We start from the raw sequence: 26456 nt of genomic DNA, 5'->3' as shown, positions 1-26456 counted from the left end.
GTTTGTACGAACGACGTACATCAAGTAGAAACGCTCAAAACATTGGGGAGGAATTGATATGGCGGAAACAGCTGTAGCTAAGAAAAATGTTAAGTTTATTATTACTCGTCAGGATTCACCGGATTCCAAACCTTATACGGAGGAATTTGAAGTTCCATACCGTCCGAATATGAACGTCATTAGTTCACTCATGGAAATTCAGCGGAATCCAGTGAATAGCTTAGGTGAGAATATTGCTCCTGTATGCTGGGATTCCAATTGCTTGGAAGAAGTGTGTGGTGCTTGTTCAATGGTTATTAACGGTAAGCCACGGCAGGCCTGCGCAGCACTTATCGATAATTTGGAACAACCAGTACGCTTACAACCGATGAGTACATTTCCTGTCGTTCGTGACCTTGTGATCGACCGTAATCGAATGTTTAAGGCACTCAAGCAAGTGAAAGCATGGATTCCAATCGATGGAACATACGATCTGGGACCTGGACCGCGTATGCCAGAAAAGAAACGTCAATGGGCCTATGAATTGTCTAAATGTATGACATGTGGCGTATGCCTTGAAGCCTGTCCCAACGTGAATGAGAAGACGGACTTCATTGGACCTGCAGCTATATCACAGGTGAGGCTCTTTAATGCCCATCCTACGGGTGAAATGAATTCTGAGGAGCGGTTGGATGCTTTAATGGAGGACGGCGGTATAGATGGCTGTGGTAACTCACAGAACTGTGTGCGTTCCTGTCCCAAAGGTATTCCACTTACAACTTCCATTGCTGAAATGAATAAAGACACAACAAAACATATGTTTAAGCGTTGGTTGGGAGTATAATAAAAGCTTGAAATAATAACACCTCTACGATTCGCAACTTCTGCGATACTATAGAGGTGTTATTTGTGGAGAATGGACAGCTCACAAAATTTAGGAATGGAGGAGAATATATTGATTATTGATCGACCGATAACGAGCGCCGATATGATGAGAGATTGCAAAAAACTCGGAATACGTCCTGGTATGTCTTTATTAGTTCATTCTTCCTTGAAAAGCATCGGTGGTTGGATCGTAGGAGGAGCAGAAGCCGTGATTCTGGCATTAGAGAATGTACTAGGAGACGAGGGTACACTTATTATGCCTACACAATCGTCTAATCTTACAGATCCAGAGACTTGGATGAATCCGCCAGCAGACCCTCAGTGGTGGCACCTTATCCGCGAGAGTATGCCTCCGTATGATCCGGATTTCACGGTGACCACAGGAATGGGGATGATTCCAGAAACATTTCGCAAACAGTCTGAAGTTTGGCGTAGCGCTCATCCTCACACATCTTTCGCTGCTAGGGGGAGACTTGCTAAATACTTCATGGAGTCTCACCCGTTAGATTATAGTTTAGGAGAGAGTTCACCACTCGCAAAAATGTTTGAGATGGATACCTATGTGTTATTGTTAGGAACGACTCATGATAGTAATACGTCTTTTCATCTGGCAGAATATCGAGCCTCATACCGCGGGAAGAAGGAAATTGAGTCCAAAGCACCCATAAAGGGTAAACAAAATACAGAGTGGAGATCATATCAAGACATTAATTTTCATTCGGATGATTTTCAAATCATAGGATCGGATTTCGAACGGTATCGTTCTGAACAATGTATACGTGGGAACATTGGTAAATCGCCTTGTATGCTTGCCAAACAAAGAGATTTGGTGAATTATGCGGTGTCTTGGTTAGAGAATAATCGATAATCACACTTCCTAAGGAGGAATCGATATGATATGCAGAGAACGTAAAGAGGAATGGGTCATGATTACGCAACATGACCACGGAGTGCTCGCAGGTCAATTTGCTAAGGCATTTAATTCAGTAAGCTTCCGAAGTAGTAAACGTTGGGAAGAAGCTATATTCGCGGTGACTGAGCATGATCGGGGATGGATTGATTTGGATGACATGCCTTTTTGGAATGATGCACAGAACGCACCTTATACGTTTATTGATTTACCCCTCGCAACGAAGCTTGCATTCTACAGAAGAGGATTAGATGAAATCGAATCGACAAGCCTATACGCAGCATTAATATGTAGTTTGCATTTCGAGAACCTTCTGAACCAAGCAGACCTTGAACATCCAACACTTACGAAGTATATGCAACATGAACAGAAGCGTAGAGATCATATACAGTTATTGCTGGGTGGAACCGAATTAGTTGTAGAAGGCGAACTTACTTACGATCTTCAAGTATTGAAATTCTGTGATGATTTATCTTTATACCTATGTTTGAATGAACCGGGAATTGCTAAGGAACATGAGCATCCTTGGTTTCGTGATGGATTCGCTGTTTCGAAACAATTTGATTGTACTCATGGGGGAATGATTCAGGGATTCTGGAAGGACCAATCGACAGTGGAATTAACCAATTATCCATTTGACTCTACCTTTTCAATTAAGTTACCTTGTAGATATGTATCCAAGATGGATATTCAAAAGATGGGTATAGTCGAAGCTTTCTTGAATAGTGAAGAAATAAATTACTCTATTCAAATTCAGAGTAGGTAATCAATATTTAATATATTGGAGACGATGTATCATGATGAATAATGAGAAAGCTCAATATTCCTCGAAGAAGATGTCACGAAGACAGTTTCTACAGATAAGTATATCAACGGTTATGGGTGCAGGGTTGCTTACAAGTGGATATGCATGGCTATGGGAACCGAGGCAGCTCTCTGTTGAACGGGTACAATTATATTTCAAAACGCTTCCGTCAGCCTTTGATGGATTGAAAGTGGTTCAGTTTAGTGATGTACATCTAGGTTTTCACTTCGATAGTAAGAGGGTGAAGAATCTAGTTAAAGCGATCTCAAGTCAATCGGCAGATATTATTTGCTTCACGGGAGATATGGTTGATCGCGATTCAGAATCATTAATCGAAGCCATTCCAGACTTATCTTCACTTCAGGCTCCGTTAGGGAAATATGCTGTATTAGGTAACCATGATCATTGGGGGCAACCCGCTGAAGTTAAGCGTATGCTACAACAGTCTGGGTTCACTGTCCTTGAGAATACTCATGTGATTGTGAGGAAACAAGATAGCATGTTTGCTATTGTAGGATTAGAAGATCAACTACACGGTAATCCTGACCCCAAGAGAGCACTGGAGGGTATAACGGAAGGTACCTTTTCACTATTACTCATGCATGAACCTGATTATGCTGATACTGCGGCGCTATATCCATTTAATATTCAACTATCAGGACATAGCCATGGTGGGCAGGTGAGGTTACCCTTCCTCGGAGCAGTAATTACCCCTCTGGGTTCAAGGCGATATATACAGGGGCTCTACAAGCTGGAATCCAGTGGAATGCAGTTATATGTGAATCGTGGGGTGGGAGTTACGCAATTGCCAATAAGATTTCTATGTAGACCTGAACTAACTGTATTTACTTTGAATAAGTCTGGAGAGTGAACAGGTATGTTGGGGAACGTTGGGCCTATGGATTTGTCTGATCTACATAGCGAAAGGATACTGCTAAGACGGATTGAGCGATCGGATAAGGAACAATTATGGTCAATTCTTTCTGATCATCAAGCGATCCATTCTGTAGCAATATATAAGGATCATACTTATTATCAATCTAGAAAGATACTTGACCAAATTTTAAGTCGTGACGTGGAGCATAATCTTCATTTCGGAATCTGTCTGGGTAAAGAGGATCATCTCCTAGGGTTCATCTCCCTCCAAAGTTGGAGTAAGATTCAATCTATGGCGACGTTAGGTTACATGCTTGATCGATCATTCTGGGGACAGGGATTGGCTACAGAGTCGGTGGGGATTCTGATGAACTTCGGTTTCATGGAGCTTGGATTGAAAAGAGTTGAGGGAAGATGTCGTGAAGATAATATCGCTTCGGAAAAGGTACTGATAAAGAATGGATTCATTTGGGATCGAATACATCCGAAGAGGTATGGAGAACAGGATCTAACGAGTAAGATCAACATATTCAGTCTGAACGCAACATGTTTTAGAGAATATAGAGAAAGTAATTGTTACACAAATGAAATATAACAGTTACGTAACTCTAACAGAGAGTGGTTATACTGATTACATAACCCCCTTTTGAAATATAAATACATTTAGGACCCGTTGATAACGGGTCCCCTTTTTTTTATCCTTATTTTCAAATGAAAGGGACAACATGCTTCTGCTTCTGTTTATAGTATACCCATTCTTTGAAACCGATCTCCTTGAGTGTTGAGCGTACTTCTAGTAATTCATCTCCAACACGTTCAGGAATATGTGCATCAGATCCGAATGTGACATCCACGCCATAATAGAGTGCTCTTTCTAATAGGGCATTTGAAGGATACCATCCCCCGCATTTCTTTGTCTTACCTGATGTGTTAATCTCTATAGCCACACCACATTCAGCTATGGTCTTCATAGTTTCATCGATGACTTCATTAGCTGGAATGTCGGAAAATGCAGGATAATAACCTTTCATGGCATCGATATGTCCGAGTATTTGGAAGATACCACTTTTTGCAGATTGCTGTATCAATCCATAATATTCCTTTTTAACGTCAACCTGCTGTTTAGTATTTAAGCTAGACCAACGATTCTTGTTGAAAATGCTAACATCATCTACTTGATGAACAGATCCAATAATATAATCAAAGGGATATTCTGAGAGCGTTTGTCGATAAAGATCAGCTTGTTCCTGGAAAAAGTCAGATTCAATACCGAGCAAAACATCAATTTTACCTGCGTATTCCTCCTTAAGCTGAAGGACTTCTTGTACATAATTCGCCAATTCAGATTTTGCCATAGTGATTAACGGAAACGCCCGGTCTTCTTCTCTATGGAAGTAAGGAGTATGGTCAGAAATACCGATCACCTGAAGTCCAGAGGAAATAGCTGATTCGATATAATCTCGGATATCGCCATCGGCATGCCCACAACGATAATGATGTGTATGAATATCAAATTTCAAGGGTTGCACACTCCTCTTAATTATATATAAATTATTCAGAACTGATAAATTCTGTCTCAGGCATTCCTTTTAGATCGCTTAGAAATTGCTGCATGGCAGAGTTAAGATATCTTCCTGACTTATAAATGACACCAACAGGATGAGTGACCTCAAGTTCGAAGAACGGGATGATCTTTAGTGTGCCCAAACGTAGTTCTCTAGAGACAGATAATTTGGAAATAATACCTGCACCTAGGTTAAGCTCCACCATACGTTTTATTTCTTCACTGCTAGAAAGCTCCATGATTACATTAGGAGTAATATTATGCTTTTTGAAAATTTCATCAACAAATTTACGTCCAACCGTATCGCCAGTAAGTAAAATAAGTGGTAAACCATGTAGCTCTTCGATCGATGCTACAGGTTTTTGAGATAGAGGGTGCTTGGGAGTGACGACAAGTTCAAAAGTGTCATAGTAAAGTACTGAAGTAATTAAATTAGGATTACGTTCAATAAGATATCCAATTCCAACATCAATTTGTCCATTCACTACGCTATTGTACACTTGGGACGATGCCATAGATTGAATTCTGGTTTTGATGAGTGGGAACTGGTCTTGGTAATAAGATAGGACTCGGGGAAGTATCTGTATAGCAATGGAAGTGGTTGTTCCAAGAACGATATGCCCTTGAGGTGTGTCATTCAAATCAGAGAGACGTTGTTTTAATTCCTCAACAATGGACAGAATACGCTCGGTATGATCTAAGAATACTTCACCTCGATCTGTTAACGTGACAGGCTGACTTCGATCCACAAGTACCGTGTTAAACTCATCTTCGAGACTTTTAATTTGAGCGGATACGGCTGGTTGTGTTAGATTAAGTAATTCTCCTGCTTTTCGAAAACTCATCGTTTTTGAAATGGTTACAAGTGTCTCCAGCTGACTGATATTCACGTTATTCCTCCTCTTTATACGCACTTAATTCATATTATCGTTACAATACGTTATATAAAATTATAGATGATACTCTAATTCAGAGCAATGGAAGTCTGGATATATTATTAATTTAATGTTTGAGTACCATTCAGAAACTGGTATTAAAGTCCGATAGATATAGATATGTACTTTTTCGAAGAGTGTATAGAGCACGGATTATTTAGGTATAAGGGATCAAAAACATTAAATATTATATAAATGGTGTCATAATCTTGGGATTAAAGTATAATTATTTTGATGAAATATAGGGACTTTTGGCTCCATAACCATAAGTTCAATGGAAAGAGGCGCAATTAAACGATGAAAGCTGAGATTATTAATCCATTTCTAGAATCTGCTAGGGTTGTTATCGAGCAAGTTATTCAAGTATCTCCTTCTACTGGAATGCTAGGTATTAAGACAATTGAATTTACTAAAGGTGATATATGGATTCAAGTGGGTATGACAGGGCAGCTCTCTGGTAATATAGTATTCGGATTGAAGGAGACGGTTGCATTAAAGATTGTATCGGTTATGATGGGCGGCTTTATTCTAACGGAAATGGACGAAATGGGACAGAGTGCAATATCTGAACTTGGAAATATGATTAGTGGTAATGCTAGCACCATTCTTTCCAATCAGGGTGTAACGGTTGATATTACACCACCTAGAATTGTTACACCGGAGAATAATTCCCTGATTCTAACTAAAAAGGCACTAAGTATTCCACTCAAGATGGATGGAATTGGAGAGATGGATATTCAAGTGATGATATCTTAGAATAGAGAAACAAGGTAGTTCTAGGGGAAAGGAAAAGATCATGTTGAAAGATAAAGTAGTTGTTATTACGGGAGCCTCTAGTGGGATTGGTGCATTGGCTGCGAAGTATCTTTCAGAGCAGGGTGCTATTCCAGTGTTACTTGCCCGCTCGAAGGAGAAGCTAGAGTTCGTAGGAGCGCAGTTAACGGGGAAATACGAGCTCATTGTGATGGATGTAACACAACAGGAACAAGTACAACAGGTGATCAACGGAGTGATACAACGATACGGAAGAATTGATGTTCTTTTGAATAATGCGGGGTATGGTAAATTTGATTCTATTCTAGAGATGAATGTAGACGAATTCAGTGAAATGATGGATGTAAATTATATGGGAACAGTGAGATGTACGAAGGCGGTTCTGCCTGATATGTTGATGAGGGGAGATGGGCATATCGTGAATGTAGCCTCCATGGCAGCTAAGATTGGAACAGCGAGGTCTACTTCATATACGGCGACTAAACATGCTGTTTATGGATTTAGTAATAGTCTGCGCCAAGAGCTGCGGGGGACTGGGATTACGGTATCTACGGTCAATCCGGGACCGATCGATACGCCATTCTTTGAATTGGCAGATCCTTCAGGGAAGTACTTATCTAATATAGGTTGGTTTGTTATGAAGCCTACGCATGTTGCTCGTAAGATGGTTAGACTTATTGAACGTAAACAGGAGGAGATTAACCTTCCCTGGTTGGCTGCGGTTGGGATGCGTATATATCAACTATTCCCTCGTTTGGCGGACAGATTAACATATAGAATGATGAATAAGAAATAAGAGAACCGGCTCATATGGGACGGTTTTTTCTAATTATTTGGAGGGATTTCTATTTTAGCATATAATGTATAGATGCGAGTTCAAAAAGCCATATTTTTTGAACAACCTCTAATTAGGAATGATTTGAACATAAAGGATGGACTTACATGAATATAACTACTTTTAGTGAATTAGGTATTCGAATGGATTTAGTGAATAAACTATCTGAATTTGAAATACACGAACCCTCACCTGTACAAGCTGAGGTTATACCAGCAGTATTGCAAGGAAAGGATGTGCTCGCTCATTCGCAGACGGGAACAGGAAAGACGCTTGCTTATTTGCTTCCTATTCTCGAAAAGATTGATCCTGAACTTAAATTCGTTCAAAAGCTGATTATTGCGCCTACGCAAGAACTGGCTATGCAAATTGTGCGTGAAAGTGAACGGTATGGAGAGGATAGAGGTGTTCGTGTTCTGGCACTCATTGGTGGAGCGTCAACGAAACGTCAATTGGAGAAGTTGCGGCTTAATCCCCAATTAATCGTTGGAACTCCCGGAAGAGTAAGAGAATTGATCGAAACGCGCAAGCTCAGAATGCATCAAGTTAACATGATTGTTGTAGATGAAGTTGACCAAGTGTTCCAATTGGGTGCAGCGGGTGACGTAAGTCGTATTATTCGCAGTACTATGCGTGATCGACAACTGGTGTTTCTGTCTGCAACGATTAGTAAAGAGTCGGCAGCGCTGGTAAGTAGAGAAATGAAGGAACCCGTAGTAGTTGGGATAGCTCCTGAGCAAATGACAGCTTCCGGGCTAGAGCATTTCTATTTTATTGCAGAAGAACGGGATAAGCCAGACACGCTACGTCGTCTAATCCGTCATTACAATCCTAAAAAGGCGCTCGTCTTCGTGAACACGACAGAGGATATAGCGGAAGTAGAGGCGAAGATGAACCATTTAGGGATTACGACGCAGGCACTTTATGGGGATGCTGACAAAATGGCCCGTAGTGGGGTGTTGGATCGATTTCGTAAAGGTAAATTTAAATTGCTTGTAGCTAGTGATTTAGCAGCGCGTGGATTGGATATTGAAGGGTTAACGATGGTTATTAACTATGATCCACCAACAAATTCGGAGCATTACGTGCATCGTGCAGGTCGAACAGGAAGAATGGGACGTAGTGGAACGGTACTCTCCATCATTACGGATCGTCAGACATTTATTATAAAGAAGTTTATCAAAGAGCTTAAGACCCCGATTGGACTTCGAACGATGTCATTGGGCAAGGTGATTGAACCTGGCAAAGAGAACTTAAAGGTTAGAGAAGTTCCAGGTTCATTTAAGGAAGCGAAAACAGCCAATCGTTCAGGTGAAGAAAGTAGTAAACGTAGGGATGAAGCTCAGAAAAGACAAGGAAATCTTACAACAAATGAGCGGAAGCCATCCATCGATAATAAGCCAGTACAGATTGAGGCCATAGAATATACACAGCAAAGTGCTAGCAGTGAGTCTTTCACACCACCAGTTCAGATGACGGAGGCCCCACGTAAGTCAGCTCGGAACTCTACTGGAGCTAGTAAAAGTGAGCGGGAGCGTATACGTAAAAACAAAGGTGCACCGAAATGGTTGAAAAATAAGCCGCCGCGCACATAAAATACGAGTTTGAAAAGTTGAATTTTGAACAGCCTGCTAAAATGTATCTCTGCTCCCATGAGCCTGCAAATGGATTGTATTTATCAAAATTGAGGTGATAATAATGAGTGAAACACCAGTATTAGATATTCAAGGATTAACTGGAGGTTACAGTCTGAATCGTCCTGTATTGCATGATGTTCAGCTTCAGGTGGGGACAGGGGAAATGATCGGTTTAATCGGGCTGAACGGGGCCGGTAAAAGTACAACGATGAAGCATATTCTTGGTCTCATGACACCTCAAAAAGGGGATATTCGCGTTAAAGGAAAGAAGCGGGAAGAAGATTCTGAAGCATATCATAATGCTCTTGCATTCGTACCGGAATCTCCGTTACTTTACGAGGAAATGACCGTTAGGGAGCATTTGGAATTTACCGCAAGAGCTTACGGGGTGTCCAAGGATGACTTCGAGGAACGCTCCCAGAAGCTAATGGCATTATTTCATATGGAAGATAAGATGGATAGTTTATCGATTCATTTGTCTAAAGGGATGAAACAAAAGGTGATGATCATGTGTGCGTTTGTGGCACGACCATCCCTTTATATTATTGATGAGCCTTTCCTCGGTCTTGATCCACTTGGGATTCGATCGTTGCTGGATTTCATGGTGGAGTTAAAAGCAGGTGGTTCCTCGATTCTACTAAGTTCACATATTCTATCGACTATTGAGAATTACTGTGATCGATTTATCGTCTTGCATCAAGGAAGCATTATTGCGCAAGGCACACTTGAACAAATTGCTGAACAAGTAGGCAAGCCAGGTGTCCCGTTGGAGGAACTTTTCTACACGCTTGTACAAGGTAGGGTTTGATGATGGATCTGAAGAGTCTCCGTATTCAACGACGTCGTCAATTTTGGGGAGAGATCATTCCCTATTTAGGGTATGTCATGCAAAGTGGCGTGGCCGTCATGTTCCTATTTATGTTTATTGCTTTCTCTGCATGGTATACATCATTAGTACAACATATTCCAGCAGAATTACCTATTCGCTGGATCATGTTGGTTGTATTACTTCCGCTAACTGCTCAGAGTAATTTCCGTACATATCTACAATTTCCTGATGTTGTATTCCTTCTCCCGCAAGAATCGAAGATGAAGAGTTATTTATCAGGCAGTTGGATTAGCAGTGTGATGTACAAGCTAGTTGGACTGACACTGGTATTTCTGACAGCATGGCCACTGTACTTTCGAAGTGATATTACACCGAAGCCATTTTGGATTTTTCTGATTCTCCTTTTTATATTGAAGATCATATCAAGCTATGGTGGCTGGAAAGAGCTCTCAATGGTGTCTATTCGAGCTTCTAAAGGATATCGCTTACTGCGGTGGGTAGTGATGGCATTGGGCCTGTCCGCATGGCTATGGCAGCCCGTGGGGAAGAGTCTTATTTATGTTCTTCTACTTCTAGTAACCTATGTCATATCATTGTCATTCCCAGTGAAGCATTTAGTTGCATGGGAGCGATTGATTGCGAAAGAACAATCTCAAATTGGCCGAGTGATGATGGTGTTAGGATGGTTTGTTAATGTTCCAGAGCGGCAACAACGTGTGTATCCTCGTCGTTTACTCTCTAAAGTGGGAAGCCAACTCTCATGGGTACGAAGTTCCGCGTATAGATATCTTATTACGAAGAGTTTCGTGCGTAGCGATATATTTGGAATTGTTATGCGTGCTAGCTTACTAGGTATATTACTAGCATGGTGGACACGTGGTAGCTTGCTGGGAAGTGGCATTTACTTATTCTTTCTGTTCTTGGTTGGCGTACAGTTATCTTCGCTACAAGGTTATCATCGAGATTCCTTTTGGCTGAATATTTATCCGATTCCGAGTAATAGCAGACAACGTAATGTAACGATATTTGTATTTCAAGTTCATTTGTTATTGGCGATTATTCTTTGGTTACCCTTATGGGGGGATGGATGGGCGCATGTAAGCTTGACGATGAGTACGCTTGCTGCTGGAATCGTTATGTCATTTCTCATTCGAGGTGTACTCTCTCGTAAGATTAATAAGGAAATTGATGAAGATTAGTTAATATATGAACAAACAGGCCGGGGAGTGATCTCTCCGGCCTGTTATTAATTACGATGTTAAATTAGATCCAGAAGGATTTAGTGATAATAACCAACAAAATGAACAGGACTAAGATCGCGCCAGTATTAGTAAACATTCCCCCACCATATCCGCCTCTAACTTCTTCTACTCCGCTCATATTAATTCCCCTCTCATACATGATGTGTTTCGGTACTACACCGTATTGTATGAAAGTAAGGAATTGAGTGCTTGGGTATTACCCCATACTTGTTAAAAATGAAGTCATGATAGAGGTTGTTCAAAAACTCATTCGTTAGAGCTAGATTGTAAATCCTGAATACCTTTATAAATCAATTCGTATAAATCCTCAAGGTATTCTTCGTCAATACAGGAGAAAGCAATTCTCAAATCATGCTCCCCTAAAGCGATAGTTCCCACACCGTATTCTTGAATCAAATGGATACGTAAAGCTTCAGCCTTTACTGTCTTCAATTTCAAGCACATGAAATATCCGGAGTTGAAAGGGTAGTACTCCCATACCTCATTGTATGCGTCATTATCGAGCAAGGCCTTTACACGATTGGCGCGCCCCTTCATAATTTGGAATTTTTCTTCCTTTTGGGCTGCAAATTCAGGAGCCTTCAGAGCTTCGAGTATAAAGGTTTGAGAAGGGTGTGGCCCGCTTGAGATCGTCGCACGGATAATGCCTAATGTCTTTTGTTCAAGAGCAACTAGCACATCTGTATTATCAGAGGCATAGGTGATGAATCCAACACGGAAACCCCATACGAATTCTTCCTTGGTAGCTCCGTCTATTTTGATTGGAAGCACGCGAGGATGGATTCCTGCTAGCTTACCAAATAATGATTCTTTCATGGAATCTTCAAAGAAGAGGGCAAAGTAGGCATCGTCTGTTACGACAACAACATTGATTCCAGCTTCTGCAGCTTCTTTAATGACGGCAACAATTTCTTCGCCTTCTTTGAGACCTGGCGTATAACCTGTTGGATTGTTAGGGAAATTGAGCAAAACAATAGCTTTACCCTTGCTCTGTTGAGCTAATAAGGTTTCCCGAAGTCCAGCACTATTGAAAGACATGTCATCCGTAAATAGTGGGTAGTTAATGGTCTCACCATGGCGACGAACACCAAAGGTTAGTTCATAATTCTCCCAATTTTTATCAGGATAGATGACAGCATCGCCTTCATCAACAAATAAATCGGCGATGATACTAAGTCCGTGTGTCAGTGCATTAGTGACAACGGGATTACCAAAAGACTTATCATGTAGAGAAGGATTCTCTTGTAGCATCTTGCTCCGCCATACGCTCCGAAGTTCCGGCTTTCCTGCCGGAGGAGCATAACTATATAGATCTTTAGGTTGGAATGCGGATAGTTTGTCTTGAATGACTTTCAGATGCATGGGAACTCCGCCTTCAGTGGCAATGCCTATCGTTGCATTATATTTCTTCGCATGGGCTGTTGCTTCAGCGGATTGGCTAAGAATCCCCTCTTTAGGAAAATAAATCTCTTTTCCAAGGGTTGATAACATGTCATACACATGCGTATTTCCAGCTTTAATATTCTCATTTAACTGTTCAGCAAGTTGGTTCATAATGTCCATCCTTCCAAGTTTGTATAATGTGAGGATTTTTCCGTTTTCGCTGGACATATTATACCACCTAGTAAGTAAACAGTCACTGATAATTACTGAATCACTGCATATGAGGACAGTATTTCTTCATATGTTTAATTGTCTCTTGATCACGCTCTCGTCCTCTATGTTCGAGTCCAGTGATCACTTTATCCATGGCAGTCTCAGATAAATTCTGTCCGAATTTAAATTTAGCCGATAAGTGGGTCGTTATTATTTTCATGATGGCCACTCCGCGAAGTCGTGAGGCATATCGAGGATCCACAGGATCAATAGGATCGAATCCTCCCTCTGGTTGTAGTTTTTTCATGAATAAAGTAAATATCCTTCCTTTTTCTTCTAGTCCATCAACGACTTCAGCCTTTCCGCTGACCGTTACACTCTTGAAGTAAGCTGTAGCAGGACAAGCTAATGTGGGATCACTGAAATAGGAAGGTATCAATGCGTATTCATCAGCAACTGTAAAGCTGACTTGATCATTGGAACGCATATGATTCATTTTTTCTCCGACACGACTTCCATGGAAATAAAAGCAACCTTGATCATATATGAAATTGAGCGGAGTCACTCGTGGGCTACCGAATTCATTGACAGTTCCTAGAAATCCGAAGCTCATTCCTGATAAGAATTTCATTACTTCCCCCTCTTCTTGTACACTAAACTCTTGTCTTCTCATGGCAACGATCTCCTAATCTGTAATTGGGTTGGTTGAATCACTATGATTCATAACAATATCGTATAATAATAATTGACAAGTAATAAGATCCAATTTGGGTTATATTTTATAGGCCACTCAATTTACTAAGGATAGAAGAAGGTGATGGAATGGAGTTGTCTTTGCCATTAGACTCCTATTTGGAGAAGTATCGATATAAATATGTAGCGATCTATTATGCATTACGTGACGCTATTCTCGAAGGGAGATTGTCTTCAGGCTCCAAGCTTCCTTCTACTCGTTATTTAGCGAATCTGTATAATATCTCGCGCGGATCTGTTGCCCAGAGTTACGATATGTTACTTGCTGAGGGGTACGTTCAAATGATTGTAGGAAAGGGAACCTTTGTTACTCATGCGGGTCCCACTCCGGCAACTGAAGAACAGGACTTTAGTGCAGATATCACGCTCTCTTCTTGGGGGAAAAGATTGCTAAGTCAGCATCGAACCCATTACGATAAACCGAAACTTGAAGGAGGAATTAGCTTTCTGCTTGAAGGGATGCCCATGGAATACTTCCCTTATGATGAATGGCGAAGTGCGCTAGCTTACGCAGGTGGTAAAGGTGGCGGAGATTTAGCAGTTATTGCTCGTCCTGAAGGAGATGCTGAGCTACGCGAAGCTATTGCAGGGCATCTACGGATTACCCGTGGTATTGCAGTAGAAGCTTCTAACGTCGTTCTATTTAGTGGCTCTATGCAAGGGATTGCCATTCTATCACAGCTTCTGGTGAATGAGGGGGAATCGGTTGTGGTGGAAGATCCAGGTTACCATGGTATTCGTAATGCGATTCAAGCGTGTGGAGGCAAGATTGTAAGAGGAGATGTAGATGAGGAAGGATTAATACCGAAAGAGTGGAATGCACGGGTACTCTTCGTGACCCCTAGTCGTCAATTTCCTACGGGTGCTGTACTCTCATTAGACCGACGTAGGCAGATATTGAAATGGGTACAGAAGCAAGAGGGTGTCATTGTTGAAGATGATTATGATAGTGAATTTCGCTGGGGAGGTCGTCCAATTGAGCCGCTCAAGGCATTGGATTCGGATGGTAGAGTCATCTATGTAGGCTCCTTTTCAAAAACGATGTTCGCTGGATTACGCTTAGGTTACGCAATATTACCGAATGCACTTGTTGAGCCTGTCGTGCAAGCTAAAGCGTTATACGATCCCATTTCTCCAGGGCTATTGGAGCAGAGGGCACTTGCACATTTCATGATCCATGGACATTATAACCGGCATCTCCGGCGAATGAGACGGATATATAGAGTGCGGTATGACCGACTTTATTCTCTAATGTCAGATCATCTGAGTGATATATTCTGTCTTATTAAAGGAGATGCAGGATTGCATATTTATGCGAATTGGCAGCGTTCAGCAGAGGAATATGAAGCTTTTAAAGTGGCAGCGAAGTTGAGAAATGTGGACTTTAGGGATGCTTCAACATATAGAATCATACCTGGGCCTTTAGGAGCTTGCTTTGGGTTTGTTCACCTCGATGATGATCAGATGGTAGAAGGGGTGCACCGGCTTGCGACAGCATGGATGGATGTGCAACAATGATTTGAAATAGCATGAGATGAACTGCTAGTAGAGTTAAATATTTTAGATAGGAGAGGATTAGGACATGCTACATGCTTCGCCGTCTTCCTTTGAGATCAAGCCCTCTGTAGCCAAAATTGTATGTGAGCCTACATGGAAATGGCAAAAACGAGAGAAAGCATTGCCCAATTACGATCTCTTCTACGTCTGGGGTGGCGAAGGGACACTAATAAGGAATGATAAATCATATGAAATAGCTAAAGGAAGTTGCTTTCTATTTCGACCTGGGGATCATACGAGCGCTATACATAATCCAAAGAAGCCATTGATCCTGAGTTATATTCACTTTGACGTGTTGGAACCCATAACGGGTGTTCCTCTTCCCTATCGAATCATTTGTGAGACAGTTGACTTTGAATATATGTTAGCTCGTTACGTGCGTTTGTTTCTAGTGGCAACCTATGCTGCTAAGGAGGAAGGTCAGCTTATTCTTAAGCAGCTTATGATCCATTTAATGCGTGAAGATCAGGAGCAACCTGTTCAGAGAATGGTAAGTAATCATTTATCAGAAGCTATACACGAAATTGCTAACTACATATTACAACACCCCGGAACTCAACATCGTGTGGCAAATTTAGCAGCTCGTGCAGGATTGTCACCACGCTATTTCTCTATTAAATTTAAAGAAATCATAGGTTCGTCTGTTCAGTCCTATAGTATTAAGATGCGAATCGAAAGAGCACAGCATCTACTGCTGTATGCAGGTATGAATGTGACAGAAGTGGCAGAGACTCTCGGGTATCGTGATATCTTCTTTTTTAGCAGACAATTTAAACAATATACAGGTCATAATCCATCAGAAATCCGTTAGAATAGGAAGGGAATGATCATGAGTTATGAACAATAAGACAGATCGGATTGCACTTGTGACCGGATGCTCGAGTGGCTTCGGTCTACTTACCAGTGTAGAGCTTGCGCGGAAGGGGTTTACCGTTGTATCAGGTATGCGTCGACCAGAGGACAAAGATTCGTTGATGCGAGCGGCCCAGATGGCAGGCGTGGAATCTTTAATCGAAGTAGTTGAAATGGATATTCAGAATGAAGAACAGGTACATCAAGTAGTCAAACAGATTAAAGAACGGTACGGGCGACTAGACGTATTAGTAAATAATGCTGGTGCAGCTTACGGAGGGATGATTGAAGAGGTACCTCTTTCCGTATGGAAGGAGCAGTTTGAGGTCAATTTTATAGGGATGGTCTGTGTTACTCAAGCCGTACTCCCTTTAATGAGGGAGGGAAATGGAGGACGCATTATTCAGATGAGCAGCATAAGTGGGGAGGTTGGGTTTCCTGGATTTGGACCCTATGCATCCTCTAAATTCGCATTAGAAGGATTCAGCGAATGCCTCGCCATGGAAGTGAAGCAGTTCGGTATTCATGTTGTATTGGTGGAGCCTGGAGCTTATGGGACACCGATCTGGGGGAAGAGCTTCTCTCAATTAAGAACAGCATCCCATTCTCCTTATAAAGGTTTACTGGATCGTATTCTACAATATTCGCAACGGAGTGCGACAGGCGGTGGTGACCCTGTGGATGTGGCTCTACTCATCACAAAGATTGCCACCGTACACTCTCCAGCATTTCGTTATCGAATTCCTCGGGGGACAGCTTTAACGGTGATTGCCAAACATGTATTACCAGATCGTTGGTTCCAATTCATGATCCTGTATATCCTAAATAAGAAGAACTAGCGATGCCCAATTTGTGGACAAGGATGAAGCTCACCTAATCGTTGTCCCATTCGTACGGCATCTCCAGGTTTTAGATCATCACGGGGAGTAAAAGTACCGTTCTCCATCAATAGAACTACAGTGGATCCGAATTCGAAATAGGCAAGATCATCGCCTTTACTCCATTGGCTCACTGACTTGTCGGTGTATTGGATACTGCTGACATTCATCGCGCCCACTTTTATGACAGCCACTTCCCCAAAAGAATGTGCTATGTACGTGATGAGTCTTTCGTTACGACTTAGTACTGAGGGCATATGTGTCATTCCGAAATCATTCACGGGATAAACACGACCACGAATATGTTCACTCTCCGTCTTCACGCCCGTTACTGGTGAGTGAATACGATGATAATCGGTTGGACTCAAGTAAAGAACGAATACATAACCGTTCTTGTACAGCTCTAAATGTGGGGAGTGATGAAGAATGTCCTCTACAGAATAATTTTGTCCTTTTACATTTAGAATGGTCCCTGATGAAATGTCACCCATTGCCGTGATTCGGGCATCCACGGGACTAGTTAAGGAATGCTCACCCGTATCAATGGGTCTCATTCCAGGTTTTAGCTTGCGAGTAAAGAATGCATTAAGAGAATGGTATTCACTTATATCTTTTTCCGCTTCAGATGCGGGTATTTGATAGTTTCGTATAAACGTTGGGATGACGTAGCGACTTACACCACTATGAGAAAAGCGACCCATGATTCGGGATAGCGATTTTCTTGAGGAGAGTTCCGTCATCAGCCGAAGTATTTTTTTTGCCATCGTTATTCTCCCTTCAGAGGTTACCTAATCGTTCTGTAATATACTGGCATAGATTAGATGTTAAATCAATAAAAATGGTTAATATTATTAGAGGTTGTTCAAAAAGTCATCTTTTGATCACGAAGTATAGCGGGAGGCTAATTCGACATCGAATATTGAATTCAGCTGGTCCTTCCGGTGCTCACGTAGGTACTGCCTACGCTCCGCTCCTCACTCCCTATCTTCATTCAATCTTCTCGGTGCTGAAAAGCTGACTTTTTGAACACGCACTATTACATAAGAAATAATCCGAACCCTGATGTGTTGGATAGAACTCGTGTATTCAGCAGAATGGCGAACTAATGGAATGGCAAGATTACTATTTTCATTCAAAATGGTGACATCAGCCTAAGTGCCTGCATAGGATGCCAAAGATCGTTATGTCAGGAAGGAGAGAATGCTTTGAAAAAAAGGATGAAGAACTATTCAGCGAAAGCTAATAAGCGGCTCTATTATGTAGATAATCCAGATATACAAGAGCTGAATTTGATGAGTAAATCCAAACGATTGGAAAAAAAAAGAAATGTAGCTAATATTAATTCCATAGCAACGGAGGTCTCAATAGAGGAAGATCCCTCACTTGCAGTCCTCTCAAATATGGCTGGACCAAATTCCGAAACAGTAGATTCGTGGCAAGAATACTTAAATGAAACAGAAGTTACAGAAACGGAAATTACAGCATATGAAGAAGGGAGTCATTTGGAGTCGATTTTAGCAGAGAAAAAGATGCCGGGTTCCCCGCAAGCGTTCATTTATGCAGACGACCTCAGTTACGCATCTGTGACAGGTGATAAAATAGCGATTGGGGCAATTGATAGCTCCAAACTACAACCAGGGATTATCGGGAGTGAGGCTATTGCAGATCATGCGGTGACTCACATTCAACTTGCGGACGATTCAGTTATTTCTTCCAAAATTGCTCTAGGGTCAATTACAGAGGATCATATTGCGGATAGCGCTGTTACAGGAAGTAAGATCCGTGATCGTTCCATCGATGAGGATAAGATTAAGGATGGTAGTATCACCTCATCCAAATTAGCCGATCAGATCATCGATGCGAGCAAAATTGCGGATGGTTCAATAAGACTACGCCATCTTAGTCATGTATTTATTTCCAGTGATATGCTGCAGGATCAGTCCGTGACAACTAACAAAATTGCTGGATCTAGTATTCAGGATCACCACTTGATGAATGAGTCTATTACGACTTCTAAGCTAAGTGAAGGAGCAGTTACAACTTCTAAGATTCGGAGTGGTGAAATAACGGGTGATAAGCTGCAGGATAATACGGTTGAAGGACGTCATTTAAGTAAACGATCCGTAACTGCAGAGCATGTGGCGTTTGAAGCCATTGGCAGGGAACAACTGGCTCTCGAGAGTGTCAGTTCAGAGCATATCGCTGCTGGTTCTATCGAGAGTATTCATTTACAACAAGGGGCCGTAACTTCGGAAATCTTAGCGCATGATGCAATCACAGAACGACATTTAGCAGAAGTAATCTTGAGTGGGAATCAAATCGGGCAAGGTGAAGTGAGTAACAGACACCTTGCTGACCAAAGCGTTGGCTCTACCAAGCTCGCAGATCAATCGGTGAGTACGAATCATATCGTAGAGCAGACGATAACAGCATCCAAAATTGCGGATCAGAGCATTCTTCCGAACAAGATTGTAAATGAGGCGATCATGGCAAGGCATATCGCGAAATCAGCAATACAAGACATCCATATTGCGAAGGATACTATAAATACTAGTCACATTCGTTCAGGAGCGATTAGAGGCGAACATATTGATGTAGCCAGTATTGCAAAGTTACATCTAGAAGATCATGCAGTCACCTCTGATAAAATAGACCTTTATTCAATTGAGGGTAAACATATTACAGATAGCTCAATTGAAACGCGTCATGTCAAAGAAGGTGGAATTACGACTGAGAAACTTGCCGATAGGAGCGTGACGTTCGGCAAAATAAGTACGGGAGCAGTCGGAAGTAAGGCCATTGAAGAACAGGCTGTGACTTCCAAGCATATTGCTTTGGAAGCTGTTACTAATGAGCATATTGCAGTCAATAGTATTGGTTCAACAGAGTTGCAAAAAGATGCTATTCATTCCCTTCATATCGCGCACAATACTATATATAATCAACATTTACAGGCTGGAAGTGTGGATACCGCAAACTTGAAGGATGCGTCTGTAACCGGAGAGAAATTATCCTTGGGTAGTGTTAAGACAGAGCAGTTAGGACATGGGATTGTGTTTTCACAGAATCTCGCCGACTATGCGGTTACCTCGCTTAAGTTATCACCTGAAAGTGTCTCAACTGACAAAATTCAGGATTTATCTGTGACTTCGTCTAAATTTGCGGATGGGAGTATCGGTTCGTCAAAGATTGCCCTTGCCTCTATCTTAAGTGAGCATATCTCGAGAGCAGCTGTAGGGGGAGATGCCTTGGCAGAAGGGGCAGTGACAGGGGAGAAACTCGGAGCGTCAGCTGTAGGCAGTGCTGCGCTGCAAGATGGGGCGGTAACGGTAGCGAAGCTTGGTGCAGAATCCGTAGGAAGCGCGGCGCTACAGTCAGGCGCGGTAGCGGGAGAGCACCTGCAAGCGGAAAGCGTGCAGGAGTGGCACTTGGGGCCTAGTGTAGTGGGTATGGGACACTTGCAGGAGGATGCTGTTAAAGGTATACATCTAAGTTCGAAATCTGTAAATTTCGAACATCTCACGTTTACGCCTGTGTATAGCAGTTCCGAGAAGCCCACGCTGCAACAGTATGGTATGACACCCTTTATGTTCAAGGTGGGAGAAAGTAGTGTAGAAGTCCCTATCTCTATTGAAGAGCCATTCATGAATATTCACTATGTGATTGTTGCCATGTGTAATCATCCTGATTTCTACGCCTCACTACAATCTCAGGATGTAGATCATGCAATTATAGAAGTTATTCGGCGTCCTGGGGGTTCGCAGTTATTGGGGTATTTATCTTGGATAGCAGTTGGAACAGCACCCCATTCATAGAATATGATTGAGGAAGCGTACACTCCTTTACTTCAACATAGTAAGGGAGTTTTTTTGGGGATAAGTTAAAAAGATTGGGAATTATCGTGACTGTCCTCTTGCAGAAGGCATATGATATTGTAGGCGGAAGCGGATGGGGTAGGGAACCAAACCATCTATTTCGAAGGGGTGTACATTTTTTTAAAATATAAGGAAGTATAAGTTTCACTTAATACTCTATTCCTTATATTTCCGCTGAAACGGGTACCGTCTTTGAAAAAGACGGCACAGCCGTTTCTACTTGATGAATTAGGGGGCCTTTTTTGTGCAATCCAAAATCGACGAAATGCTAACTCATATGTCAAATTCCCATCAACAAATGGCAAGCATCTTGGATGCTGAGCGTCAGATGGCTACCCATATGGCTCAGATCATTCATGAATTGCCAGATTCTAATCTGGAATTCGACGACATCAGCGCTTTAATTAATCATTCGGGGGGAATCAATAAAAGCATCATCGCATACCTGTTTAGTCTTGCAGACTTGGAGGAAGCCTTAGCAGAAACCTTGGGTCATGTTATTAGTGAATTGGGAAATCATGAAGAAGAATAAATTAATCCATACTGAGGGAGGACTTAAATGAGCAGAGAACGTACCTTTTTAAGGATGCTTGATGCAACCTCCAAAATACAATTTGATATTTCTATGATTCTAGAAGCTAAAGCTATTGAAGCCGAAAAGATTCGCAATTGGACTTTGAATCATTTTAATTCGGATGCGTTTAAGAGCCATGATAAACAGCTTCATGAGTCGCTACTAATAAGTGGACAGATTGTAGAACTTATTAAAGGGCTAACGAAGCTAGAGAATGGAATATGTAATAATCTGAAGGTTGTATTAAGGGGGGGAGAAGTGGGTGAAGACAGTGGTGATATGAATGGCTTCTTTGGTAGTCATTATGATCAAGGAGATCAGGAGAGATGAGTTATCTAGACAAACAACTTGAAGCTAAGATTGCACTTGTAAATGCAATTGCTCTCAGCCAACATGCGCTAGCCCGTATACTAAGCAGCATAGCGGATGTATCTTCCCATTCGGAAATCACAGCGCGCAGCTTACAAGAAAATATTAGATTGCTGACGGAGTATCAAAGTACGATGAGCCTGATGATAACAAGAATACCACTTCGGCGCAACAAATATGGAACTCCTTCATCACCCTGGATAAATGCATTTCATATCACTGCATTAAATAACTCCCGTGGAGTGCGGAAGAAAAGCGAATGAATACCCATAGGAACCATGAATAAATAAAAACCCGCTCGGGATATACCAGCGGGTTTATTACTTACAAGTCTTATTTTTCTATTACAAAGGAAAGCGTTACTCTGCTATTATTTCCGTAGGGATATCAATCTCGACTCGAGAGCTGTCATGATCATCAGGTAAATAACTCGTTATTAATTCATCAGTCAAATGGTTTGCTAAGGCCATTGATTCGTCATGTTCCGATTTCCGTGTTTCTTGTTCGCTCAACTGACGGATTAGATAAGCTGCATAGTAAATGGGTGTTGCAAATGTTGCCCGCCATGTCTCCTTATCTCCAGCATCCCGGAACGTAATCCGTAAATCACGGAAGTTAACTTCTATAAGCCATGGGTGTTGCCACTCATCTAGGGCAATGTCCAATCCCAGGTCAGCAATATAAGGGAGTTCTTTTTCAAGTGTTTTTGCAATAAGCAACCCAAGCTTTGCGATAGATTTTTCAATTCGGGGTCCATTCCAACCCCAATGTTGAAAAAGTTCGGTTGCCTTCAGCGATTGTCCGCCGCAGTGAATATTGGTAACAATCGAACCTTTCTTTGCTACTCTCCCGACCATTCCAGTATACTGCCAGTGGCCCTTACCGTTCTTTTGCATGGATACCCGAAAATCAACAGGATTTCCATTATACGTTTTGAGAGAGACACCGCTCTGTACCAAGTAGTCTCGTTTCTTTCTTTTGATGAATCTAACAATTTGATGGATACCAACTTTATACATTTTAGTCCGCCCAAGTGCGTTGATTTCGGCTACTGTGTTGTTATTTATTTTACGGATGCGAATGATTCCGTTTCCGACAGATGATGTACTTGGTTTCAGAAACAGACATGTGTTTTGTTCCAATAGATCTTTGACCGAATGATGCGATACTGAATCTGTTGGTGGAAGATAGGGTAGAAGTTTATTATTCTTAGTTAAAATATGATGAACTTCCAACTTAGAAATGACGTTATGTTCGTTGAAGATGATCTTTCCCATCTTCTTCAAACGCTGAATCAACATTTTTGTGTTAGGATGATTCGTTCTCGTTCGGTTTATGATCACAGGAGGAAGTATACTTTTCACTCGAATAGATTCTATTCCGTCCCAACCCTGAACTGTACCCGTTCTCCAATTGATATCAAACAACGAAAAAAAAATAATTTTTTCCTCTATTTTTCTGGCGGTTTCCATATAGAAAGCCGGCTTTTCAAAGCTACGTTTACCTTTCATTAATTGGCTTAGCATTGCTTTTGAATACAGTATTCCGATCAAGCGTTTCACCTCCGATCACAAGTAAGAAAGATTTGTAATAGTGTATGTCCCGCAATCTGTTCGGAAACCCGATAAATGACTATTTTTCCTTTCTATAAAGATTAGATATATATAGCCATTGCTCAGTCAGTCCTTCGATCAATGAAACGATTGGATCATACCCAAGTTCCTTACGGGCAAGTGAAATGTCGCCGCGTGTTGTAAACGGGTCGCCTGGTTGCTCGGGTAAATAACTTAACCGCAATTTTTTTCCAGAGAGGCGTTCGATAGCTGTAATTACACCATTGACTGATGCTGTCTCGACTCCACCGATATTAAAAACAGTCCCGTGCTTTGTATAGTTCATCGCTTTAATATTTCCTTCAACTAAGTCGCTTATATAGGTGAAATCACGTGTTTGCTCACCATTTCCATAAATGGTTAATGGTTGGTCGAGCACAGCGGCCTTCATGAAACGGTGAAATCCCATATCAGGGCGCTGTCTTGGCCCATATACGGTGAAATATCTTAAAGCCGTATAGGGAAGTCCGTACTGTTTATGATAAAGAGAGCAGAGATGCTCTCCTGCTAATTTCGTTAATCCGTAGGGGGAAATCGGGCTAGTAGGTGAATCCTCAGAACTGAACGGTCCGACTCCGCCACCATAGACGGAGGATGAGGAAGCGTACACTAGCTTTTTTAACCTTGAAGCTTTTTTGCATGCCTCAAGAATTTTTTGTGTCAGCAGAACATTTGCCTGTAAATAATCATTGAAAGATAGACCCCAACTATTTCTTACACCCGCTATACCTGCTAAATGAAATACAACATCGGCATCGTTAACGAGATGCTCCAAATCTGATTTCAATAAATCAACAGCATGCCATTGGAATTGAGGGTGTCCTAAAATGTTCTTCAGATTGTCTTCTTTGATCTCCCGATTAGCAGTGTGCTCCATATCGTCAATTCCTATGACAATATGTCCTCTCTTAAGTAGTTCTTCACTTAAATGAGAACCGATAAATCCCGCAGCTCCGGTAACAATAATGTTCATTTTACACCTCTGGCAATTCCGACATAATGCCAACCAAATCGACGCATTTCTTGTGGATTGAGAAAATTACGTCCATCGAATAAATAGGGGGACTCCGTTAGACCAACCCATTGTTGCCAAGGATATGTGGAGAATTGTGGCCATGTGGTTGTCAACATGACTGCATGAACTCCGGTTGCCGCTTCGTCTTCGTTCGTGAAAATGTTCACTCTTTTCTTTTCATGATCAAGGAGATCTTTTGACCAATGAATTTGCTCCACGGAAGTGACAGTAGGATCAATGACCCTTATTTCATCAACCCCTCTATCAAGCAAATGCTCAATGAGTCGAATGCCGGGAGATTCTCGTTGATCATCGGTATCTTCTTTGAAAGTGACACCCAGTACGAGCACTCGTTTGCCCTTTAAGGGAAGCGAAGATTCGATTTTTTGAACAAACCAAGCAATTTGTGAATCATTAATACGTTTGCCTTGCTTAAGCAGATGAAGATTTATTTTTTTTTGCGTTGCGAGATATAGAAGCTCATCAACATCTTTTGGAAAACAGGATCCACCGTAACCGATACCGGCGTGCAAATGATGCGGGGAAATACGCGGATCCATTCCCATGCCTATAGCAACTCCATCGATATCCGCTCCCACTACATCAGCTAACCGAGCAATTTCATTGATGTAAGAGATTTTAACCGCTAGAAAACCATTGGAAGCATATTTGATCATTTCAGCCGTTTCGTAGTTACAGATGAAATAAGACGTTTGTAGGGAACTATATAGCTGTTTCACTTTCTCAATCGCCGAATTTACTTCTCCGCCGATCACCGTTCGGGAAGGATGATATGAATCATGAAGAGCCGATCCCTCACGTAAAAATTCAGGGTTCGAGACCACTTCAATGTGATACTTATTCGTGTTGATTCTCGCTTCTAACTGCTGCTGCATCCAACGGTTAGTTCCAATGGGTACTGTACTTTTGGTAACGACAACTTTAGGTTCATTGATGTGTGTGGCAATGACCTCGATGACTTGTTGTATATAAGTTAAGTCTGCATTTCCGCTTAAGGTGGAAGGCGTACCAACCGAAATCATTAAGATCTCGCTTTGAGTGATAGCGAATCGACTATCTGAGGTGAAAATGATTCTTCCGCTTTTCAGTTTTTCTTGAAGCAATTGGTCCAAGCCAGGCTCACGGAAAGGAAGAATTCCATTGTTTAACATTTCAACTTTGAGTGTATCGACATCGTAGCCGATAACTTCATGACCCAGATCGGATAATACAAGCGCTGTCGTTGTACCGACATATCCGGAACCAATGACGGTAATCTTCAAATCGCAATGCCCCTTTCTTATGAGTACTCGCGTTTATCTAAATATTTGGGCTTCCATGGATTAACTTTTCGATTGCTTGTGACCATGAATACCGCTGACTTTCCAAAATCAATCGCGATTCGTCCCTGTTCCTCTGCCAATTTCTGCGCTAATATAACCGCATTAACTCCCGCAGAAATAAATACAATGTCACAATCTACAGATTTCATTTTGAGCAGAACTTTTGGAATTTGTTCATAACGATTAATAGAAATCGTTTTGATTATATCGATGTCGAAATCATCGTATGCTCGGCCGACCAAACTTTTGAAATCGTCAGCCCAACGGGAAATGACGACTGCTTTTTTTCCTTTCAGAATCTCCCAAAATTGCTGGTGTTCGACCATGTGACGATTGACGAACGTGTGGCAACATTTTTTTGGATGAATATTGAATCTTCTAAAGCAAGCATTCGTCAAAGGGCGTAAAAATTGTTGTTCAGCTAATATTTCATTGTCCTTATAGTAAGGAATACCTACAATGTCCGCTTTTTGGATCGACTTAATCAATTGATCGCGAAGTCTGACATTCGGTAATGTAACTCCTTTCCAGTTGGTACTTCGTGACAACCTCGCCCAGCGGGTGGACAGTGTTTTGCGAATCGGCCATACTTTGTATTGGGACAGTGTAATATTTTCACCATCCCCGACACGGACTACAGAAAGGGGCTCCTTTTTATCCAATGCCTTCCCGATTTCATCAATGACATCTAACGTCGTCAACCATTTTCTATCTTTCGGCCTGTTCACATATTTCCCTCA

27 protein-coding genes are annotated in these 26456 nt (G+C 41.6%); 17 read left to right on the top strand and 10 right to left on the bottom strand.

Annotated features, from left to right (window positions below):
- The first annotated feature begins 58 nt into the window (after positions 1-58).
- From sdhB to AC1TO9_RS11120, 5 genes are all read left to right on the top strand, one after another.
- Positions 59-823 carry a succinate dehydrogenase iron-sulfur subunit gene (gene sdhB / locus AC1TO9_RS11140; RefSeq protein WP_482055564.1) on the top strand — a complete coding sequence of 255 codons (765 nt, stop codon included), beginning with the start codon at positions 59-61 and terminating at the stop codon, positions 821-823.
- A gap of 72 nt (positions 824-895) precedes the next feature.
- The gene (locus AC1TO9_RS11135; protein ID WP_482055565.1) at positions 896-1732 is read left to right on the top strand and encodes an AAC(3) family N-acetyltransferase; all 837 of its coding nucleotides are present in this window, start codon (positions 896-898) and stop codon (positions 1730-1732) included.
- Between the two features lie 25 nt (positions 1733-1757).
- Positions 1758-2540, top strand: coding sequence for a DUF3891 family protein (locus AC1TO9_RS11130; protein WP_482059193.1), 783 nt, complete (start codon positions 1758-1760; stop codon positions 2538-2540).
- Between the two features lie 31 nt (positions 2541-2571).
- A complete protein-coding gene (locus AC1TO9_RS11125; protein ID WP_482055567.1) occupies positions 2572-3450 on the top strand; it encodes a metallophosphoesterase in 879 nt (292 codons plus the stop codon).
- A gap of 6 nt (positions 3451-3456) precedes the next feature.
- The gene (locus AC1TO9_RS11120) at positions 3457-4050 is read left to right on the top strand and encodes a GNAT family N-acetyltransferase (protein ID WP_482059192.1); all 594 of its coding nucleotides are present in this window, start codon (positions 3457-3459) and stop codon (positions 4048-4050) included.
- Between the two features lie 112 nt (positions 4051-4162).
- Here the strand turns inward: AC1TO9_RS11120 and AC1TO9_RS11115 are convergent, their stop codons facing one another.
- Positions 4163-4975 carry a histidinol-phosphatase gene (locus AC1TO9_RS11115; RefSeq protein WP_482055569.1) on the bottom strand — a complete coding sequence of 271 codons (813 nt, stop codon included), beginning with the start codon at positions 4973-4975 and terminating at the stop codon, positions 4163-4165.
- Positions 4976-5006: 31 nt separating this feature from the next.
- Positions 5007-5909, bottom strand: a complete 903-nt coding sequence (locus AC1TO9_RS11110; protein ID WP_482055570.1) for a LysR family transcriptional regulator — start codon at positions 5907-5909, stop codon at positions 5007-5009.
- A gap of 342 nt (positions 5910-6251) precedes the next feature.
- On the opposite strand from AC1TO9_RS11110, the gene AC1TO9_RS11105 reads away from it, so the two are divergent.
- The 5 genes from AC1TO9_RS11105 to AC1TO9_RS11085 all read left to right on the top strand — a co-directional run bounded on the left by AC1TO9_RS11105 (position 6252) and on the right by AC1TO9_RS11085 (position 11228).
- Entirely contained in the window at positions 6252-6710 is a 459-nt protein-coding gene (locus AC1TO9_RS11105) for a chemotaxis protein CheX (protein WP_482055571.1), read from the top strand.
- Positions 6711-6750: 40 nt separating this feature from the next.
- A complete protein-coding gene (locus AC1TO9_RS11100; protein ID WP_482059191.1) occupies positions 6751-7524 on the top strand; it encodes an SDR family NAD(P)-dependent oxidoreductase in 774 nt (257 codons plus the stop codon).
- Between the two features lie 146 nt (positions 7525-7670).
- Positions 7671-9158, top strand: coding sequence for a DEAD/DEAH box helicase (locus AC1TO9_RS11095; protein ID WP_482055573.1), 1488 nt, complete (start codon positions 7671-7673; stop codon positions 9156-9158).
- A gap of 103 nt (positions 9159-9261) precedes the next feature.
- Positions 9262-10008, top strand: a complete 747-nt coding sequence (locus AC1TO9_RS11090; RefSeq protein ID WP_482055574.1) for an ABC transporter ATP-binding protein — start codon at positions 9262-9264, stop codon at positions 10006-10008.
- 2 nt (positions 10009-10010) lie between these two features.
- On the top strand, positions 10011-11228 hold the full coding sequence (locus AC1TO9_RS11085; protein WP_482055676.1) for an ABC transporter permease: 1218 nt from the start codon (positions 10011-10013) through the stop codon (positions 11226-11228).
- Positions 11229-11292: 64 nt separating this feature from the next.
- Here the strand turns inward: AC1TO9_RS11085 and AC1TO9_RS11080 are convergent, their stop codons facing one another.
- From AC1TO9_RS11080 to AC1TO9_RS11070, 3 genes are all read right to left on the bottom strand, one after another.
- A complete protein-coding gene (locus AC1TO9_RS11080) occupies positions 11293-11409 on the bottom strand; it encodes a YjcZ family sporulation protein (protein WP_482055575.1) in 117 nt (38 codons plus the stop codon).
- Positions 11410-11537: 128 nt separating this feature from the next.
- Positions 11538-12845, bottom strand: coding sequence for an aminotransferase class I/II-fold pyridoxal phosphate-dependent enzyme (locus AC1TO9_RS11075; RefSeq protein ID WP_482055677.1), 1308 nt, complete (start codon positions 12843-12845; stop codon positions 11538-11540).
- Positions 12846-12945: 100 nt separating this feature from the next.
- Positions 12946-13560 (bottom strand): pyridoxamine 5'-phosphate oxidase family protein, encoded by a 615-nt coding sequence (locus AC1TO9_RS11070; RefSeq protein ID WP_482059190.1) that lies wholly within the window; start codon positions 13558-13560, stop codon positions 12946-12948.
- A gap of 149 nt (positions 13561-13709) precedes the next feature.
- Between AC1TO9_RS11070 and pdxR the strand changes: the two genes are divergently transcribed.
- From pdxR to AC1TO9_RS11055, 3 genes are all read left to right on the top strand, one after another.
- Entirely contained in the window at positions 13710-15158 is a 1449-nt protein-coding gene (pdxR, locus tag AC1TO9_RS11065) for a MocR-like pyridoxine biosynthesis transcription factor PdxR (RefSeq protein WP_482059189.1), read from the top strand.
- A 64-nt stretch (positions 15159-15222) separates the two neighbouring features.
- Complete coding sequence (locus AC1TO9_RS11060; protein ID WP_482059188.1) at positions 15223-16008, top strand: helix-turn-helix domain-containing protein; 786 nt, start codon at positions 15223-15225, stop codon at positions 16006-16008.
- A gap of 25 nt (positions 16009-16033) precedes the next feature.
- Entirely contained in the window at positions 16034-16888 is an 855-nt protein-coding gene (locus tag AC1TO9_RS11055) for an SDR family oxidoreductase (RefSeq protein WP_482059187.1), read from the top strand.
- Here AC1TO9_RS11055 and asd read toward each other — a convergent pair.
- Entirely contained in the window at positions 16885-17691 is an 807-nt protein-coding gene (gene asd / locus AC1TO9_RS11050; RefSeq protein ID WP_482059186.1) for an archaetidylserine decarboxylase, read from the bottom strand. The genes AC1TO9_RS11055 and asd overlap by 4 nt on opposite strands.
- A 441-nt stretch (positions 17692-18132) precedes the next feature.
- Between asd and AC1TO9_RS11045 the strand changes: the two genes are divergently transcribed.
- The 4 genes from AC1TO9_RS11045 to AC1TO9_RS11030 all read left to right on the top strand — a co-directional run bounded on the left by AC1TO9_RS11045 (position 18133) and on the right by AC1TO9_RS11030 (position 22008).
- Positions 18133-20742, top strand: a complete 2610-nt coding sequence (locus AC1TO9_RS11045) for a WIAG-tail domain (protein ID WP_482059185.1) — start codon at positions 18133-18135, stop codon at positions 20740-20742.
- A 304-nt stretch (positions 20743-21046) separates the two neighbouring features.
- The gene (locus AC1TO9_RS11040; protein ID WP_482055582.1) at positions 21047-21334 is read left to right on the top strand and encodes a nucleoside-diphosphate sugar epimerase; all 288 of its coding nucleotides are present in this window, start codon (positions 21047-21049) and stop codon (positions 21332-21334) included.
- A gap of 27 nt (positions 21335-21361) precedes the next feature.
- Positions 21362-21706: an alpha-helical endospore appendage domain-containing protein gene (locus tag AC1TO9_RS11035; RefSeq protein ID WP_482059184.1), complete on the top strand. Its 345-nt coding sequence runs from the start codon at positions 21362-21364 to the stop codon at positions 21704-21706.
- A complete protein-coding gene (locus tag AC1TO9_RS11030) occupies positions 21703-22008 on the top strand; it encodes a hypothetical protein (protein WP_482055584.1) in 306 nt (101 codons plus the stop codon). Before AC1TO9_RS11035 ends, AC1TO9_RS11030 begins: the two co-directional genes overlap by 4 nt.
- 96 nt (positions 22009-22104) lie before the next feature.
- Here the strand turns inward: AC1TO9_RS11030 and AC1TO9_RS11025 are convergent, their stop codons facing one another.
- The 4 genes from AC1TO9_RS11025 to AC1TO9_RS11010 all read right to left on the bottom strand — a co-directional run bounded on the left by AC1TO9_RS11025 (position 22105) and on the right by AC1TO9_RS11010 (position 26444).
- Positions 22105-23298, bottom strand: a complete 1194-nt coding sequence (locus AC1TO9_RS11025) for a YheC/YheD family endospore coat-associated protein (protein WP_482059183.1) — start codon at positions 23296-23298, stop codon at positions 22105-22107.
- A 79-nt stretch (positions 23299-23377) separates the two neighbouring features.
- Complete coding sequence (locus AC1TO9_RS11020) at positions 23378-24331, bottom strand: NAD-dependent epimerase/dehydratase family protein (protein ID WP_482059182.1); 954 nt, start codon at positions 24329-24331, stop codon at positions 23378-23380.
- Complete coding sequence (locus AC1TO9_RS11015) at positions 24328-25656, bottom strand: UDP-glucose dehydrogenase family protein (RefSeq protein ID WP_482059181.1); 1329 nt, start codon at positions 25654-25656, stop codon at positions 24328-24330. The genes AC1TO9_RS11020 and AC1TO9_RS11015 overlap by 4 nt, the downstream gene beginning before the upstream one ends.
- Positions 25657-25673: 17 nt before the next feature.
- Positions 25674-26444 carry a GT-D fold domain-containing protein gene (locus tag AC1TO9_RS11010; RefSeq protein WP_482055588.1) on the bottom strand — a complete coding sequence of 257 codons (771 nt, stop codon included), beginning with the start codon at positions 26442-26444 and terminating at the stop codon, positions 25674-25676.
- Positions 26445-26456: the final 12 nt, after the last annotated feature.

It is taken from the genome of Paenibacillus sp. Y916 (assembly GCF_056786435.1).
Note: the sequence above shows the minus strand (reverse complement) of the source record. Positions and strands in the feature narration are given on the sequence as shown.